General features: G+C 64.1%; 14 protein-coding genes. 4 read left to right on the top strand and 10 right to left on the bottom strand.

Annotated elements, in window-relative coordinates; translation table 11 throughout:
• Positions 1-16: 16 nt before the first annotated feature.
• Positions 17-1,501 (bottom strand): MDR family MFS transporter, encoded by a 1,485-nt coding sequence (locus BX592_RS10690; RefSeq protein ID WP_134191732.1) that lies wholly within the window; start codon positions 1,499-1,501, stop codon positions 17-19.
• A gap of 233 nt (positions 1,502-1,734) precedes the next feature.
• On the opposite strand from BX592_RS10690, the gene BX592_RS10685 reads away from it, so the two are divergent.
• Complete coding sequence (locus tag BX592_RS10685) at positions 1,735-2,013, top strand: hypothetical protein (protein WP_134191731.1); 279 nt, start codon at positions 1,735-1,737, stop codon at positions 2,011-2,013.
• Positions 2,014-2,080: 67 nt separating this feature from the next.
• On the opposite strand, the gene BX592_RS10680 is transcribed toward BX592_RS10685, so the two are convergent.
• The 3 genes from BX592_RS10680 to BX592_RS10670 form a co-directional block, all read right to left on the bottom strand.
• On the bottom strand, positions 2,081-2,632 hold the full coding sequence (locus tag BX592_RS10680) for a GAF domain-containing protein (protein ID WP_134191730.1): 552 nt from the start codon (positions 2,630-2,632) through the stop codon (positions 2,081-2,083).
• 15 nt (positions 2,633-2,647) lie between these two features.
• On the bottom strand, positions 2,648-4,072 hold the full coding sequence (locus tag BX592_RS10675) for an MFS transporter (protein WP_134191729.1): 1,425 nt from the start codon (positions 4,070-4,072) through the stop codon (positions 2,648-2,650).
• A 141-nt stretch (positions 4,073-4,213) separates the two neighbouring features.
• On the bottom strand, positions 4,214-5,995 hold the full coding sequence (locus BX592_RS10670; RefSeq protein WP_134191728.1) for a gamma-glutamyltransferase family protein: 1,782 nt from the start codon (positions 5,993-5,995) through the stop codon (positions 4,214-4,216).
• A gap of 221 nt (positions 5,996-6,216) precedes the next feature.
• Between BX592_RS10670 and BX592_RS10665 the strand changes: the two genes are divergently transcribed.
• Positions 6,217-6,900, top strand: coding sequence for a FadR/GntR family transcriptional regulator (locus BX592_RS10665; RefSeq protein ID WP_134191727.1), 684 nt, complete (start codon positions 6,217-6,219; stop codon positions 6,898-6,900).
• Positions 6,901-6,981: 81 nt separating this feature from the next.
• On the opposite strand, the gene BX592_RS10660 is transcribed toward BX592_RS10665, so the two are convergent.
• The 4 genes from BX592_RS10660 to BX592_RS10645 all read right to left on the bottom strand — a co-directional run bounded on the left by BX592_RS10660 (position 6,982) and on the right by BX592_RS10645 (position 11,328).
• Positions 6,982-7,275, bottom strand: a complete 294-nt coding sequence (locus BX592_RS10660; protein WP_134191726.1) for a hypothetical protein — start codon at positions 7,273-7,275, stop codon at positions 6,982-6,984.
• A gap of 112 nt (positions 7,276-7,387) precedes the next feature.
• A complete protein-coding gene (locus BX592_RS10655; protein ID WP_134191725.1) occupies positions 7,388-8,746 on the bottom strand; it encodes a class-II fumarase/aspartase family protein in 1,359 nt (452 codons plus the stop codon).
• Positions 8,747-8,784: 38 nt separating this feature from the next.
• Positions 8,785-9,951: an enolase C-terminal domain-like protein gene (locus BX592_RS10650; RefSeq protein ID WP_134191724.1), complete on the bottom strand. Its 1,167-nt coding sequence runs from the start codon at positions 9,949-9,951 to the stop codon at positions 8,785-8,787.
• Positions 9,952-9,981: 30 nt separating this feature from the next.
• On the bottom strand, positions 9,982-11,328 hold the full coding sequence (locus BX592_RS10645) for a cation:dicarboxylate symporter family transporter (protein ID WP_134191723.1): 1,347 nt from the start codon (positions 11,326-11,328) through the stop codon (positions 9,982-9,984).
• A gap of 330 nt (positions 11,329-11,658) precedes the next feature.
• On the opposite strand from BX592_RS10645, the gene BX592_RS10640 reads away from it, so the two are divergent.
• Positions 11,659-12,387, top strand: a complete 729-nt coding sequence (locus BX592_RS10640) for a GntR family transcriptional regulator (RefSeq protein ID WP_166676332.1) — start codon at positions 11,659-11,661, stop codon at positions 12,385-12,387.
• 58 nt (positions 12,388-12,445) lie between these two features.
• Here BX592_RS10640 and BX592_RS10635 read toward each other — a convergent pair whose 3' ends face one another.
• Positions 12,446-13,159, bottom strand: a complete 714-nt coding sequence (locus BX592_RS10635) for a FadR/GntR family transcriptional regulator (protein WP_134191721.1) — start codon at positions 13,157-13,159, stop codon at positions 12,446-12,448.
• A 138-nt stretch (positions 13,160-13,297) separates the two neighbouring features.
• Between BX592_RS10635 and BX592_RS10630 the strand changes: the two genes are divergently transcribed.
• Positions 13,298-14,833, top strand: coding sequence for a UxaA family hydrolase (locus tag BX592_RS10630; RefSeq protein ID WP_134191720.1), 1,536 nt, complete (start codon positions 13,298-13,300; stop codon positions 14,831-14,833).
• 158 nt (positions 14,834-14,991) lie between these two features.
• On the opposite strand, the gene BX592_RS10625 is transcribed toward BX592_RS10630, so the two are convergent.
• Positions 14,992-16,560, bottom strand: a complete 1,569-nt coding sequence (locus BX592_RS10625) for a diguanylate cyclase domain-containing protein (protein ID WP_208327883.1) — start codon at positions 16,558-16,560, stop codon at positions 14,992-14,994.
• Positions 16,561-16,751: the final 191 nt, after the last annotated feature.

Raw genomic sequence — 16,751 nt, 5'->3', positions numbered from 1 at the left:
CAGGCTCACTACAGGTTCAATGCGCGACCGGCGTCGTCACCTCGCGCGCGCGGCGAATCGCGACCGACGGCACCAGCATCGCAAGCAGCAGTACCGCAATCGACACCGCCAGCAGCACCACAAACGTCAGATGCAGCGACTGCTGCAACGCGACCCGCACACCCAGATCGGCGCCACCCAACTTGTTCGCGGACGCATCGAGCGCGGCGCGCAGTTGATCGGGCGTCACCGCGCCGATCTTCTTCGCATGCGCGAGCCCGAAGTTGAACACCGCGCCGAACAGCGTCGCGCCAAGCGTACTGCCCAGGTTGCGCGAGAACAGATTCGACGCGGTCGCGCTGCCGCGCTGCCCGGCTTCGACAATTTCCTGAATCAGCACCAGCGCGGCAGTCGCCGCGAGACCCATGCCGAAGCCCATCACGAGCGAACCGAAGGCGGGCATCAGCGGCACGCTTTCCATGCCCATCAACGCGAACACCGCGCCGCCGGCTGGAATGAACACGCTGCCGACCACCAGAATGGAGCGCAGATTGAAGCGCCGGAACAGCCGTGCGGAAATCGTCGCGCCTACCGGCCAGCCGACCATCATCACCGTCAGCGCCATTCCGGCGACCACCGGCGAGCGCTGCAACACCCCTTGTACGTAAATCGGCAGAAAGGTCGTTACGCCCATCAACACCATGCCGGTCAATAGCGTCGATGCGTTGGTCGCAGCCACGGGCCGGCGGCCCCACAGCGCGAACGAAATCATCGGCTCGGCCGCGCGCCGCTCCTGCATCACGAACAGCACGGACGCAACCGCGCAAACCACGCATGCAACCAGCGCGTGACGGCTTTCGGACGCGCCTGCATCCGTGAGCGCGATCATCAGCGCCGCGACGGCAACGGTGAACAGCGCCGCGCCGGCGATATCGATCGACGGACGCTGATGCCTGGGCTTTTCGTGCAGGAACGCGATAAAGCCCGCCATCGCGGTCAGCCCAATCGGCACGTTCATCCAGAAGATCCATGCCCATGACAGATCGCGGATGATCAAACCGCCGACCATCGGCCCGAGCACCGCCGAGATCGCCCAGACGCTCGCCAGATAGCCCTGCACCTTGCCGCGCTCGTGCGCCGGGTAGAGATCGCCGACGATCGTCATCGCGACCGGCTGGATCGCGCCGGCGCCGATGCCCTGAATAAGCCGGAACGCGATCATCGCCGGCATCGACCACGCGAAGCCGGCGAGCACCGAGCCCGCGAGGAAGATCGCAATGCCGACCAGCATCACCGGCTTGCGCCCGAACAGATCGGCGAGCTTGCCAAACACGACGGTCATTGCCGTCTGTGCGAGCAGAAACGAGGAAAAGACCCAGCTATACAGATCGAGTCCGCCTAGCTGCGTCGCGATTTGCGGCATGGCGGTGGAGACGATCGTCATTTCGATCGCGATCATGGCCGTCGAAGCCATGACCGATGCAATAACGAGCGCGCGTCCGGAACTGCGCGATTCGGCCATTTGACGTGTACGGAGATTCGATTGCGGGGGGAGGCGATGCGAAGCGTGTTCGCTTCGTTGCAAGAGCCGCATTTTGCCAGCCTGTCGCAATTCGTGCTGACCGCGGGCTCGCCGCGCGCAGCCCGCTCGAATTGAGATTAAAGATATTCTTAATAAAGTCGTAAACAGTATGGAAGCTTAAAGGAAGCCCGTGCGCTTCGTTGCCGACAGTCAAAAACCAGGAGCCCTCACTCATGAGAATTGCAGGCAAGCCGTATTTCGAGAACTTGCGTAACGTGTTCGCCACCAAGGAGCAGCTGGAGGGCAAGGGCTCGACCAAAGGCAATGACCCGACCAAAACCGATGGCCCGACCAAAGGCCATGGCTCGCACTCCGGCCCGAAGGCCGGGCAAACGGCGAGCCATGGGCCGCATCACACGAGCGGACATAAACCGCCGCAGCCATCGTCATCCGCTCCGGCCAACGACGGTACGAGCAAACCGTCCGATTCGCACATCGATACTTACGCTTAAGGTCGACCACGCACGGCGCGTATGCATTCCGGATGCATGACGTTACGCGCGTGACGTTACATCCCCGTCACGCGCAGCCCGCTACCCTCCACGGCGGCGCCGCTTGCGGTTTCGCTTGCCGTTGATACAGCGCGAGCGGCGCAGCGAGAAACGACGCGAGCAACAACCCCGCACCCTCGTGCGCCTGCGTGTACCAGGCTTCGACATGCGTCAGGTTCATCGTGCCGACGCACCGGCCGTCATAGGCGACCGGAATATTCAGAATCGACCCGAGCCCCATGCCGGTGATCACCGCATGGTCATCGAACGCGGCGCGAATGCCTTCCGGGTCGGTCGCCCGAAATGGCTGCAGGTTTCCAAGCGTATGTCCAGCCCACGCGCTGCCGCGCTTCTTCTTGCGCCCGCCTGGCGGATACACGGTCGGCATGTTCGTGTACAGGCGTTCGACCTCGTAACGCTCGGCATCGAACGACATGATCGTGAACAGCTTGCAGCCCAGCGTTTCACACGCGAGCGCATACACTTCGCGAAAAATCACCTCAGGCTGCTGCGCAACGCGCAGCGCAAGCGCGAGCCGCGACAGGTCATTCAGTTCGAGCGAACGCGTTTCGGTTTGCATGTCGAGGCTCACCGTTCAGCCATGAATGCGCGTCGAAGCACGCAGATCGTCGAGATCGGGCCGTGCGGCGAGTTCCTGTCTTTCGATATCTTCGAGCGAGCGGTTGCGCGTCTCGAGGCCGAGGAAGAACACGATCGACGCGCCAACCACGAGCACCGCGGTCGTCATGCCGAACACGCCGATAAAGCCGAACGCCGGATACACGAAACCGACCAGAATGGGTGCGCTAACCGAGCCGATGCGTCCGAATGACGACGACGACCCGACACCGGTCGTGCGCACCGCCGTCGGGAAAATCTCGGGCGTGTACGCGTAGACGCCGGCAAACGCGCCGTTCATGAAGAACGACAGGCTCATGCCCGCCGCCATGATCGCCAGCTCCGTGCGCGAAAACGCGAGACAGATGGCCGCCGCCGCGCCGAGCAACATATACGACGACACCACCGCTTTGCGGCCGAGCCGTTCGTTCAGGTACGCGGCCGAGAAATAGCCAGGAATCTGCGATGCGTAGATCGCGATCGAATAGCCGAAGCTTTGCGTGATCGTCAAACCCTGCTTGACGAGCAGACTCGGTATCCACGAAAAGAACGAGTAGTACGCGAACGCGACGGAGAACCACATCGCCCAGCTGATCGCAGTGACACCTGCAAGCTGCGTCGACCACAATGCAGCGATATTGCTCAACGCGCCACCGCCGCGTGCGCGACGCCGTGGCGATGGCGCGCCATCGGGCACCATCGAGCGCACCGGCGCAAGCGTCATCCCGCGCTTGATATAGCCATCTTCGACGCTGGTGATAATTTCATCGGCTTCGCGCATCCGGCCACGGCTTTCGAGCCAGCGCGGCGACTCGGGCAGCGAGCGTCTCCACCACAGCAGCATCACGACCGGCACCGCGGTGAGCATCGCGACATGGCGCCAACCTTCCGCGAAATTGCGCACGACCGCAAAGCCGAGCACCGACGACGTCAGATAGCCGAACGACATGAACCCGACCAGCGCGCCGCAGAACACGCCACGATAGCGGCGCGGCACGAACTCGGCGAGGAACGGCGCGATCACCACGGCTTCCGCGCCCGAGCCGAAGCCCGACACGACGCGCAGCGCGAAGAAGGCATGCCAGTTATCGACCAGGCCGCTCGCGAACGACGCGACGCAATAGATGGACAGCGCACTCATCATGATGCGGCGCCGCCCGATCACATCCGCGGTCACGCCCGACAGGAACGCGCCGAAGAAATAGCCGATATACGTGCTGCTCGCGACGAGTCCGGTCTGCGCGCTGCTCAGATGCCACAGCTTGCTGACGATCGGCAGCAGAAAAGCGAGCGACGACGAGTCGAGGCCGTCGAACAGATAGCCGAGCCCACCGATGATCAGCAGCTTCCGGTGAAAGCCGGACAACGGTAAGCGTTCGAGTCGAGCCGCAATAATAGACATAAGCCTGCCCCCCAAGAAACACGACGTGTATGGCACGTTCGAATCACCGGACGCGTCGGATGAGGCTGTAAGCGTCAGCGTCCGGTACTTTCATTGCGACGACCTCCGGCCGGCAAGCGACAACACGCGATGGCCGCACGGCTAGCGGCCAATCGCGTACGCCTGCATCTGACGCGGCGTCGCCGCACCGCGCATCAGACCGTCGCGCAGGCCCACCGCGCAGACGCGCCCCAACGCCCACGGTTCCGCAACGGTGAGGTCGTGGCCTCTTGCGCGCAGCTCCGCGAGCGTGCGTTCCGGAAAGTGCGCTTCGGCCGACATCTTGCCGAGCTGCATCGCACGCGGATAAAACGAACCCGGGAAATGCGCGGTCTGAAACGACGGCGCATCGACGGCGGCCTGCAGATTCATACCCGCATGCATATGCCTCAGAAACAGTTGCAGCGACCATTGATCCTGCTGGTCGCCGCCCGGCGAGCCGAATGCCGCATACGGCTCGCCACCGCGCGTGACGAGCGTCGGCGACAGCGTCGTGCGTGGACGGCGGCCCGGACCGAGCGACGACGGCAAGCCCGGTTCCATCCAGAACATCTGCGCGCGCGTGGTCACGTTGAAACCCAAACCCGGCACGGCCGGCGACGCCTGCAGCCAGCCGCCCGACGGCGTCGCGGACACCATGTTGCCCCAACGATCGACGATATCGAGGTGCACCGTGTCGCCGCGCAACTCCGGCAGCGGTGCGAAGGTCGGCTCGCCCTGTCCGCGGCCACCGGGCTGCTGCCGCCCGGCATTCGCAATGATGATTTGCGTGCGTTGCCGGCTGTCGCCGAGTTCACCCGGCCGGAATTCGAGCGACGCGCGCGCGGGGTCGACGCACTTGCGCCGCGCGTCGTTGTACGCATCGGAGAGCAACGTGTCGAGCGGCACCTGCGCATGCAGCGGGTCGCCATAAAACACTTCGCGATCGGCGAACGCGAGCTTCGCGCATTCGATTACGGTGTGCACGAAATCAGCGCCGAGCGGATCGAGGCTCGCGACGTCGAAGCCTTTCAATAGCGCGAGCTGTTGCAGGAACACTGGACCTTGTCCCCATGGGCCGGTCTTGTGCACTGTGACGCCCGCGTAGTCATACGACACCGGCTCTTCGTAGGTCGGCATCCAGCGCGTGAGATCGTCGGCGGTGAGCAAGCCGCGATTACGCTGGCCCGACGTATCGAGCACCGCGGTCGTGCGGAAGTACCGGTCGATCGCGTCCGCGACGAAGCCCGAATAGAAAGCGCGCCGCGCACGCTCGCATTGCGCGGCACGCTCGCCCGAACCCGCCTCTTCGAGAATGCGGCGGTAGGTGGCCGCAATCGACGGATTGCGGAACAGCGCGTTCGGCTGCGGCGCTTCGCCGTTGCGCAGCCATTGTTCGGCTGACGTCGGCCATTCGCGGCTGAAAAAGTCCTGAATCGCGAGAATCGACGCCGCCATCCGCGGCACCACGGGATAGCCGTTCTCCGCGTAGCCGATTGCATAGCTGAGCACATCCTGCAGTGGCAACTGGCCGTAGTCGCGCAGCAACGTCATCCACGCGCCGAACGCGCCGGGCACGACCGCGGGCAGCAAGCCGGTGCCTGGCACCACGTCGAGCCCCATGCCGCGCATCCGCTCGATGGTCATCGTGGCCGGTGTGACGCCCTGCCCGCACAGCACGCGCACGCGCTTTTCGCGCGCGCTATAGAACACCACCGGCAACTCGCCGCCGGGTCCGTTCAGATGCGGTTCGACGATCTGCAACACGAACCCTGCCGCCGCCGCCGCATCGAACGCATTCCCGCCTTTTTCGAGCACCGCCATCGCGGACGCGGTCGCGAGCCAGTGCGTGGAAGCCGCCATGCCGAAGGTGCCGATCAGTTCGGGACGCGTCGTAAAAGCCATTGAATCGATCTCGCGATAACCGTTAAAAACGAACCTTGAGCTGACCGCTCTGCTGAACCAATCGCGATTGGTCCAGCCACGATTCCGTTTCATTCGACGCCAGTAAAGTGCGCTATCCATCTGATCCTTGATCATCAATAAGCAATGGTCAAGGAAAAGATTGAAAGCGCTTCCACCGTGCTAACATTGAACCAATGTATGATTGGTTCGGAGAAGAATCGATGTCTGATACCGAGGTGCTGGACCGGGTGATCGACTACATCGCACGTCACGAGCTTCGGGACGGCGATCTGCTTCCCGCGGAACGCAAGCTCGCTGAAGACCTGTCGATCAGCCGGCGCGAACTGCGCGGCGCGCTCGCGTCACTCGAAGCGGCGGGGCGGATCTGGCGCGGTGTCGGTCGCGGCACCTATCTCGGTGCGCGCCCGCTGAAGTTTTCGCAGAAGCTAAGCGGCCTGAGCGTCGGCACCAGTCCATCGGACGTCGCGGAGATGCGCGTGATGATCGAGCCCGCGCTCGTTGCGCTCGCAACGATGAAGGCAAGCCCGGCGGACCTTGCGGAGTTACAGAAAATCGCACGGAAAAACGCGGCGACCCGGGACGACTACGAATGGCAGCAATGGGATCACCGCTTTCACCTGCTGCTCGCGCAAGCAACGCGCAATCCGGCGATCATCGCGCTGCTCGAGGCAATCAACGGCGTGCGTGTGCAGCCGGCGTTACGCGAAAAAACCGTGGACCACGAAACACGCAAGCACTTCGCGGAACAGCACCAGGCGATCGTCGCCGCGATGACCGCGCGCGATAGCGAACTCGCGGAACAGCGAATGCGCGAGCATCTGTTGAGTGTGCAGCTGAGAGTGACTGCGCGCGAGAAAGGCGCGCAACGGGCAGAAAGTGTGTGAGGAAGTGGGCAGGCCGCGCACGCCGGCGCGGCCTGCGGTCTTTACCTCAGCGAGCGTGCATACGACCCTGCGAAGGCCGCATCAATGCCAGCCGTGACGTTCGCGCCACTCATGCTCGCGCCATTCACGGCGGTGCCATTCGCGTTCGCGCCATGCGCGGCGCTCACGCCAGTCCGGACCATAGCCATATCCGTAGCCCACCGCGACCGGCTCCTGCGCGACCACGACCGGTGGCGGCGGAGGCGCCACATAGACCGGCGCCGGCACCGCCAACGGAACGCCCAGTCCAACAGCCACATCCACATGCGCCGACGCCGCTGTCGACGCGCCCAACACTGCGAGACCCAGTACCGCGCCGAGCACCTTCTTGTTCATTTTCGACTCCTTGCACGTAGAGTGCGTGACGGTGAAACTGGCTTGCAGTTTATGAGCCGATGTTTGACACAGGTGCTACGTTGATCACACATTCGTAACAGGACGTTAGCGATTAGCGGCTATGCGCCGAAGCCTGCGCGACGTGACGCGCCATCAGCGCGGCCGCGCCGAGGTACTGCGCCGGGTCGGTCAAGGCGCGCAATTGCGCGTCGTCGAAGCGCTCGCCAATTGCTGCGTTCGCCGACAGCACGTCATACAGCGTGCGCCCTTCCTCGATCGCGACACGGCACGCGTCATACACCACGTCGTGCGCGTGCTGGCGTCCCAGCGCCGGCGCGAGCCCCATCATCACCGCTTCCGCGACAATCAGCCCGCCGGTCAGGTCAAGATTCTTGCGCATCCGCGCTTCGTCCACGTGCAGTCCGCGCAGCATGAAGTTTGCCTGGTGCAGCGCGCTCGACGCGAGCAGGAAGCTTTCCGGCACCGCGCTCCATTCGAGATGCCACGGGCCGGTCGCGCGCTCGAAGTCGTGCATCATGCTGTCGAACATCAGCGCGGCGCGCTCGCGCAGCATCTTCGCGGCGGCGAACATCAGTTCGCTCGAAATCGGATTACGCTTTTGCGGCATCGTCGAACTCGCACCGCGACCCGGCACGAACGGCTCCGCGACTTCACCGAATTCGGACGCGGCCATCACCATCACATCGACGCTGATCTTGCCAAGCGAACCGCCGATGTTCGCGAGCAGCGACACCAGTTCACATAGCCCGTCGCGCGCGACATGCCACGTAATCTCAGGGTTGCGCAGCCCGAGTTGCTGCGCGAACAGCCGGCGCGTCTCGAGCGCGCGCGCCGGATCGCCGAGCGACGCAAGCGTGCCGGCCGCGCCGCCGAACTGCGCCATCAACACGCGCGCGCTCGCCTGTTGCAAACGCTCCGCATGCCGATGCAGCGCGGACAGCCACACCGCCGCGCGAAACCCGAACGTGACCGGCAACGCATGCTGCAAATGCGTGCGGCCCGCGGTCACCGTATCCGCGTAACGGTCGGCAAGCTGGCGCAGCGCGTCGCGCACTTCGTCGAGTTGCCGCGAGATGATCGCGACGCCGCGCTGACATTGCAGCATCGTCGCGGTATCCATGATGTCCTGCGTCGTCGCGCCCCAATGCACATAGCGGCCTGCTTCGCCGCACATCTCGCTCAACTGCTTGACGAGCGGCAGGATCGGATAACCGACAATCTCCGTTTCGTGACGCAGTTGCCCGAGATCGAGCTTCGCGAAATCCGCGCGCCCGGTGATGTCGCGCGCCGCCTGTTCGGGAATCAGACCGACCTGCGCCTGCGCCCGCGCAAGCGCGGTTTCCGCGTCGATGCAGCGAGCGAGATACGCGGTGTCGGAAAACACGTCGCGCATCTCGGGCGTGCCGAACATGTCGCGAAACAGCGCGGAGTCGAAAACAGTGGTGGCCATCGTCGTCAGTTCCTCAATCCTTCCATTCCATTCGTCAATCAGGCTGCGAGGCGTTCGAGCCAGCTGCGCAACCCGTCTTTTTGCTCGAGTCCGAATCCGGCCGCGTCGGTCGGGCGCACGAGTCCGCCGCCGATCCCGCAGCCGGCGGGATAACCGCCGAACGGCTGGAACACGCCCGGGTAAGCTTCGCAGCCGCCCAGTTCGAGGCCGACCGCGATATGCAGGTTGATCAGATGGCCGCCGTGCGGATACGCCTGTGCCCGATCGAAGCCGCGGCTTTCGATCAGTTCGATCATTCGCGCGTACTCGGTGAGTCCGTATGCGAGACCGGCATCCATCTGGAACACGTCCTTGCCGGGCCGCATGCCGCCGAACAGCGTCAGGTTCTTCACGTCGGCCAGCGAAAACAGGTTTTCGCCGGTCGCGATCCGGCCTGCGTAGACCTCGGCGATCTGCCGGTTCAGGTCGAAATCGAGCGGATCGCCGATCTCTTCGTACCAGCGCAAGTCGTACGGCGCGAGCGCTCGCGCGTACGCCAGCGCGGTGTCCAGATCGAAGCGGCCGTTCGCATCGACGGCGAGTCGTTGTCCCGAGCCCGCGACGGAAAGCGCCGCGTCGATACGCGCGAGATCCTGCGCGAGGCTCGCGCCGCCGATCTTCATCTTGAACGCGTCAAATCCCAGTTGGCGGTATTGTCCAAACTCGTCGGCGAGGCGCTGTGTGCTCTCATCCGGGTAGTAGTAGCCACCGGCGGCATACACGTCGACGCCTTCGGTCTTGCCACGCCGCCCGTAGTGGCGCGCGATCGTCACATGCGCCGGTTCGTCGAGCAGCTTCGCGTTCAGGTCCCATACCGCCAGTTCGAGCGCACCGGCGGCCGCCGCGCGGTCGCCATGGCCGCCCGGTTTTTCATTGCGCAGCACCGTCTTCAGCACCTTTTCCGGGTCGAAGCGCTCGCCGCGCTCATCGAGCAGACTGTCGGGCGTCGCGGCGACGAGCCGCGGAATCATCCGCTCGCGCAGAATGCCGCCTTGCGCGAAGCGCCCGATCGAATCGAACGCATAGCCGATCAGCGGCTTACCGTCGCGCACGACGTCGGTGTGCAGCGCGACCAGCGACACGTCGTGCTCCGCAAAGCTCACCAGCGCATTCGCCACGTTTCCTTCGAGCGGGACCGATATCTCCCTGACCGCCGTGATACGCATAACCTTCCTTGAACGAAGCAGAATCGTGAATCAGATGACCTTGCCGGGCCGCGCGCCGAATACGCGCTGATATTCATCGCGCGCCGCGTGCTCATCGAACTCGCCGGACGACTTCGCGATTACCAGCGTCGCGACGCTATTGCCGATCGAGTTGCAGATCGCGACCGCTTGCGACGTGAAGCGGTTGATGCCGAACAGGATCGGCAGCCCTTCGATCGGCAACATGCCGGATGCGGTGACGGTCGCCGCGAACACGATGAACGTGCCGCCCGACACGGTCGCCGCCCCCTTCGACGTGACCAGCATCAGCACCAGCAACCCGAGTTGCTGATGCAGACTGAGCGGCACACCGTACGCGTTCGCGACGAACATCACGCACAGCGACATATAGACCGCGGTGCCATCGAGGTTGAATGCATAGCCGGTCGGCAGCACGAGACCGGTCGACTGTCGCGAGCAACCGAGCCGTTCGAGCTTCTCGAACAGACGCGGCAACGCGCTTTCCGACGATGCAGTCGCGAACAGCAGGAAAATTTCGTCCTTGAAGTAGCGCAAGAAGCGGAACACGTTGAAGCCGTACAGCCGCAACACGATGCCGAGCACCACCACGACGAAGAACGCGAGCGTCAGATACATCACGATCAGCAGGTAGCCGAGCGCAATCACCGCGCTCATGCCGCTGCTGCCGATCGCGAACGCGATCGAGCCGAACGCGCCGAGCGGCGCGAACTTCATGATCACGTCGACAAACTTGAAAAACACTTCGGACATGCGCGTCAACGCGTGCTCGACGCTGCTGCGCTGCTCGCGCGTGAGCATCAGCACCGCGGCGCCGAAGCCGATTGAAATGACCAACACCTGAAGCAGCGAGCCGTTCGCGAACGCGCCGACAAAGTTGTCAGGAAACAGCGTGAGCATGAAGTGTTCGAGCGACACCGGCGCCGCCTTGCCGTACTGCGCATGAGCGGCCGCGGCATCGGCGGCGTTCTGCGTCAGATGCATGCCGACACCGACGTTCGACAGATTCGCGATCACCATGCTGAACGCGAGCGCGATGGTCGACACGATCTCGAAGTAGATCAGCGCGCGCAGTCCGATGCGCCCGACATTCTTCAGGTCGCCGGCCGCCGCGATGCCGAGCACGACGTTCAGGAACACCAGCGGCGCGACGATCATCTTGATCAGGCGCAAGAAGATATCGCCGAGGATCTTCATATCGACGGCCAGCTTCGGCGCGATAAAGCCGAGCGCAATGCCGGCCACGATCCCGACGACGATCTGCACGCCCAGGCGCGCGTACAGCGGCGGCCTTTTGCGCGCGGCCGCAGATGGCGCGTGCGGACTGCTGTGGTTGGCGGTGTCGGTATGGAAAGCCATGCTCGTCTCCGTTTGCGGCGCTCAGGTCGCTCACAGGTGCGGACTATCGTTAAAATAAGTCCGTACATTTAAAATATGTACGGACTATATTTGCAGTATATGAGACGGGTCAACCTCGGGTTTACCTGTAACGCATCGCAGCGGATGCGCGGCCGCCCCCGTCTGGCTTGGCAAGGCGCGACGCGCGGGCTAGCATTAGCGGCCCGCGGCGCTGCCGGACAATGCAGCGGGAATACACGCCAGGCTTTGCCCCGTTTTGAACACCATTTGCCCCGAACCGCGCTTTTGAAACCCGCTTTTCAACCTGCCTCATTCCGCGAAAGGACTGTCGTGATCAAACCCCGATACGCCGAACTGGCAGAACACCTGATCGAGGCGATCGGCAATGGGACCTTCGAGGTCGGCGCGGCACTGCCAAGCGAACTCGATCTTTCCGCTCAATACGGCGTAAGCCGCGCAACGGTGCGCTCGGCGCTCGAACGGGTGCAGGAACTCGGGCTGATCTCGCGGCGCAAGCGCGCGGGCATCCGCGTCGAAGCGAGCAAGCCGCGCGTCGCGTTCGAGCAGTCGATGTCGAATGTCGAAGACCTGATCCAGTTTGCGGCCGTGACCGAGCGACACGTGCAGGCGATCAGCGAAGTGTCGGCAAGTCCCGCGCTTGCCGAGCGGCTGGGTGTCGAGACCGGATCGCGCTGGCTGCGCGTCGAACTGCTGCGCGTCGATCCGGCGAAGCCCGATCAGCCGATCTGCTGGACCGATGTGTATCTGGAAGCGTCGGTTGGCGCCGGCATCCGGCGTGAATTGCGCAAGAGCTCAGGGTTGATCTGCGAGATGGTCGAAGAGCGCTTCGGGCGCTCGGTGCGCGAAGTGCGCCAGGAAATTCGCGCGACCGGCGTGCCCGCGCGAATCGCGGCGCCGCTCGCGGTAGAAGCAGACGGACATGCGCTGGAAATCACGCGCCATTACGTCGATCAGCACGGCGTCGTGTTCGAGGTCACCGTCAGTGTGTTTCCGGCGGATCGCTTCACGTACGCACTGCAATTGCGTCGGCAACGGTGAACAACCCGTTGAACGCCCCGTTGAACAACCCCGTAGCCAACCGCAAGCTGGCCTGCAATCAGGCGCTGAACTGCTCACCGACAAACGACAGATGCTGCGCCATCGCGTGCGCGGCGCCATCCGGCGCGCGTTCGCAAATCGCGCGATAGATGCTTTCGTGCTGCGCAAGCCGCGCGATCGAGCGCTCTTTCGCATGCGGCAAATCGAGCATCGCCGCGTACGTATTGCGCGTGATGTGGTCGCGCAACTGATCGATCACCGTCGTGTAAAAACGCGTCAGCATGAAGTTGTGCGCCATCGCGGCCAGCGTCAAATGAAAGTTCGCATCGCTGCGCGCTTCGGCCTCGACGTCACCGGTTGACACCGCGCGGTTCATATCGCGCAGCACGGCACCCAGCCGTTCGTGTTCGTCCGCGCTCGCGCGTTCCGCGGCGAAGCGCGCGACGCAGCATTCGAAGATCTCGCGAAACTCAAGCGTTTCCTTGCGCTGCGGAGCGCCCTCGGCGCCGCGCTGCAGCCATAGCGAATCGTGCATCATCTGCGGCGCGGCGCTGACGAACACACCGGCGCCACGCCGCGTCTCGAGCGTGCCGCGCGCGACGAGCCGCGCCACCGCTTCCCTGACTGTCGAGCGCGAGGCGCTGAACGCTTCCGCCATCGCGCGCTCGGACGGCAAGCGCGCGCCCGGCCGCAATGCCGGGTCGAGCAGCTGGCTTTCAATCTGCTTGATCACATGATTCAGCGCGCTGTCCGGCGCGCCCCGCTGTCCCATCGGGTGTCTCCTGTTTCGATGTGGTCCGACCAATTTGCGGCCATCGACGCCGCTTCGCATACTCGAACCACCCCACATGATGCACGACGTCACGCACACCTGCACAACGCATGCATCGACAAAACACTGGAGATGAACATGGCTGATGTCACGGCCGCTTCGGCGGTCATCAAACTGCATCCGGACGACGACGTCGCCATCGCGCGGCAACCGATCGCGCGCGGCACGACACTCGATGAGCTGGGCGGGCTAACCGTGCTGGCCGATATTCCGGAAGCGCACAAGGTGGCCGTGCGTTCCGTCGCATCGGGCAGCGCGGTGCGCCGCTATGGCCAGATCATCGGTTTCGCGACGCAGGCGATCGAGCCGGGCGAGCATGTGCACGTGCATAACGTCGCGATGGGCGATTTCGAGCGCGACTACGCGTTCGGCGCCGATATGAAGCCGGTGCAAAGCGCGGCCGAACCGCTGACGTTCATGGGCATCAAGCGCGCCGACGGCCGCGTCGCGACCCGCAACTATATCGGCATCATCAGCACGGTGAACTGTTCGGCGAGCGTGACGAAAATGGCCGCGCAGCATTTCGAGCGGTCCGGCACGCTCGACGCCTATCCGAACGTCGACGGCATCGTGCCGCTGTCGCATAGCTTCGGCTGCTGTATCGATCACAACGGCGAAGGCATCCAGCAATTGCGCCGCACGATCGGCGGCTTTGTGCGCCACGCGAATTTCGCCGGCATCGTCGTGGTCGGCCTCGGCTGCGAGGCGAATCAGATGGGCGCACTGTTCGTCGCCGAAGGCGTCGCGCCGGGGCCGATGATCGTGCCGCTGGTGATGCAGGAACTCGGCGGCACGCAGAAGACCGTCGACGCAGTAATCGAAGCGGTCGAGAAGATGCTGCCGGTCGCGAACCAGGTGAAGCGCGAGCCGCTGCCGGTCTCGCACCTGTGCGTCGCACTGCAATGCGGCGGCTCGGACGGACACTCCGGCATTACCGCAAACCCGGCGCTCGGCGCGGCTGTCGATCAGCTGGTCAAGCACGGCGGCACCGCGATCCTGACCGAAACGCCGGAAATCTATGGCGCCGAGCACCTGCTGACGCGCCGTGCGGTATCGCGTGAAGTCGGCGAAAAGGTGGTCGAACGGATTCGCTGGTGGGAAGGCTACGCGGAACGCGAAAAGGGCAGCATCGACAACAATCCGACGCCCGGCAACAAGGCCGGCGGCCTGACGACGATTCTCGAGAAGTCGCTGGGCGCGGTCGCGAAGAGCGGCTCGACACCGCTGGTCGACGTCTATAAGTACGCGGAGCCGATCGACAAGCACGGCCTCGTGTTCATGGATGCGCCAGGTTATGACCCGATGGGTGCGACCGGGCAGATCGCGAGCGGCGCGAACCTCGTCGTGTTCACCACAGGCCGCGGCTCGTGCTTCGGCGCGAAGCCCGCACCGTCGATCAAGGTGGCGACCAACTCGAAGATGTATGGCCGGATGCGCGACGACATGGATATCAACTGCGGCGAAATCATGGATGGCACCGCGACCGTCGAGCAGAAAGGCGAGGAAATCTTCCGCGCGATCGTGCGGATTGCTTCAGGCGAACAGTCGAAGAGCGAAGCGCTCGGGATCGGTAACGAAGAGTTCGTGCCCTGGATGATCGGCGCGCAGATGTGATCAGGCGCGCGGCGCTGTTGCGCGGCGCTGTTGCGTGCAGTAACTGAAACGCGTGCTGTGCGTGGCGGTGGCGACTATGCCGCCGCCATGCGCTTCAGCCGGCCGCAGGTCATCGCGGTCATCGGTGGCCGTTGCCGATGCGGCTCACCGTTGCCGCGTTATGGCGCCGGCCAACGCCGCTGGCTGGCCACATCATCTTTCATATCGCTTTCGAGCATAGAGAAGCGGAAGGTCCCTTTGCCCGCTTGCTTCGCATCGTATAGCGCAACGTCGGCGCGCCTGAGCAACTGCTCGATCGACTCGCCACGCGCCGCGAGCGCAATCCCGATGCTCGTGCCGATACTGATCGCCTCACCGGTCGACAGCATGTACGGCTTCGCAATCTCACGGATGATGCGCGGCGCGAGCGCTTCGCTCGCCGCAGAAGTGCCGTTTTCGACGACGACCGCGAATTCGTCGCCGCCCAGACGCGCGACGAATTCACCGGTCCACAGCAATTCCTTCAGACGGCCGGCCACCGCGGTCAGCACTTCGTCGCCGGCGTGGTGACCGAGCCGGTCGTTGACCTGCTTGAAGCCGTCGAGGTCGAGGTACATCAGCGCGACGTCCAGCGCGCGCCCGCTGGCCGGTCTCGCAAGTATCCGCTCGAGACGCTCATACAGGTCGCGCCGGTTCGGTAAACCGGTCAGCGGGTCATGCCGCGCGAGATGCAGGATCTTCGCTTCGGACTGGCGGCGCTCGGTCACGTCCTCGATGATGATCACTGCGCTGCCGTCCGGCACCGGGTTGCGGGTCATCTCGAGCTGACGCCCGTCGCCGAGTTCGAGATCGAGCGGCCGGCGTTCGCCGGACAGCCACGTCGTGCAGCGCTCGACGAGTTGCTTGCGCAACGTCTCGCCGAACTTCGCGACGCCGACCTCACCGATAAATTCCGGCAGCGGCACATTCAGCCGCAGCATCTCGACGGTGGCGCCAAACAGCTCCGCCGCACGCCGGTTCGCGATAATCACCTTGCCGTTGCCGTCGATCGTGCATAGACCGTGCGGCATATGCGAGAGCGCCGCGTCGAAGCGGGCGGCCAGTTCCGCGTGCCGCTCTTCGGCGGTCATCAGCGCGACGAGCCCTTCATAGTGACGCCGCACCACCGACACCATCGCGACGAGGTAAGCAAAGAGCGGCGGCACGAGAATCCACGAAGCGCTGCGCGGCGCGAGCAGTGCGCCGACGCCGATCGGTATCGTGCCGCAGAAGATCTGCGTGATCGCGAGGCGCGGCAACGCGGCGTTTCTCGACGCGATGCCGCCGAGGATGCCGGCCGTCACCATCAGCGCGAGTGAAGCAAGCTGCATATCGCCGGCGATGATCGACGCCATCGTACCGAGGCCGAACGTCAGGCAAGCGAGCAGCGACACCGGTGCATAACGCGCCGCCCATGGCTCAGGGTGAACTGGACGGACCCGGTTGCGGGCCACGTACAGCCGGGCAATGACCATCCGCGCGGTGAGCAGCACGACTTCCGCCACCAGCCACAGCACGGCCCAGAAATGATCGACGCGGTAACAGGCCACCGCCGCGACGAATGCGCTGGCGAGGCCCGACATCGCGAGTGGGCGGGTGTTCTCGAACAGCGTCGACAGCAGAGACGCGCGGATCGACGCGGTGACGTAACCGTTGCCCGATGCCGGCGTGTCGAGGAGAAAGTTGAACATAAACGGCCTGGCTGCCATGAGGTCACCGCGCTGTCCCGGCATTCGTCCCCGCCGCGCGCCCGACGGGTGATCGATGCGACCGATCTTCGCGTTGATCCTTGCGTTGATCCTTGCGTTGATCCTTGCGTTGATCCTTGCGTTGATCCTTATTAACGGCGCACTGAAAGGCTTTCTTGATAGCCGCAGACAGCGGATGCAAGTTGAAGCGG

Source organism: Paraburkholderia rhizosphaerae, assembly GCF_004366595.1.
GTDB classification, from domain to species: Bacteria; Pseudomonadota; Gammaproteobacteria; order Burkholderiales; family Burkholderiaceae; genus Paraburkholderia; species Paraburkholderia rhizosphaerae.
The sequence above is the reverse complement of the archived record's forward strand: the minus strand, read 5'-3'. Positions and strand labels throughout refer to the sequence as shown.

Excerpts from the sequence above, each read along its gene's own strand:
- BX592_RS10690 (WP_134191732.1), bottom strand. The coding sequence starts at position 1,501 with ATGGCCGAATCGCGCAGTTCCGGACGCGCGCTCGTTATTGCATCGGTC.
- BX592_RS10685 (WP_134191731.1), top strand. The coding sequence starts at position 1,735 with ATGAGAATTGCAGGCAAGCCGTATTTCGAGAACTTGCGTAACGTGTTC.
- BX592_RS10680 (WP_134191730.1), bottom strand. The coding sequence starts at position 2,632 with ATGCAAACCGAAACGCGTTCGCTCGAACTGAATGACCTGTCGCGGCTC.
- BX592_RS10675 (WP_134191729.1), bottom strand. The coding sequence starts at position 4,072 with ATGTCTATTATTGCGGCTCGACTCGAACGCTTACCGTTGTCCGGCTTT.
- BX592_RS10670 (WP_134191728.1), bottom strand. The coding sequence starts at position 5,995 with ATGGCTTTTACGACGCGTCCCGAACTGATCGGCACCTTCGGCATGGCG.
- BX592_RS10665 (WP_134191727.1), top strand. The coding sequence starts at position 6,217 with ATGTCTGATACCGAGGTGCTGGACCGGGTGATCGACTACATCGCACGT.
- BX592_RS10660 (WP_134191726.1), bottom strand. The coding sequence starts at position 7,275 with ATGAACAAGAAGGTGCTCGGCGCGGTACTGGGTCTCGCAGTGTTGGGC.
- BX592_RS10655 (WP_134191725.1), bottom strand. The coding sequence starts at position 8,746 with ATGGCCACCACTGTTTTCGACTCCGCGCTGTTTCGCGACATGTTCGGC.
- BX592_RS10650 (WP_134191724.1), bottom strand. The coding sequence starts at position 9,951 with ATGCGTATCACGGCGGTCAGGGAGATATCGGTCCCGCTCGAAGGAAAC.
- BX592_RS10645 (WP_134191723.1), bottom strand. The coding sequence starts at position 11,328 with ATGGCTTTCCATACCGACACCGCCAACCACAGCAGTCCGCACGCGCCA.
- BX592_RS10635 (WP_134191721.1), bottom strand. The coding sequence starts at position 13,159 with ATGGGACAGCGGGGCGCGCCGGACAGCGCGCTGAATCATGTGATCAAG.
- BX592_RS10630 (WP_134191720.1), top strand. The coding sequence starts at position 13,298 with ATGGCTGATGTCACGGCCGCTTCGGCGGTCATCAAACTGCATCCGGAC.
- BX592_RS10625 (WP_208327883.1), bottom strand. The coding sequence starts at position 16,560 with ATGGCAGCCAGGCCGTTTATGTTCAACTTTCTCCTCGACACGCCGGCA.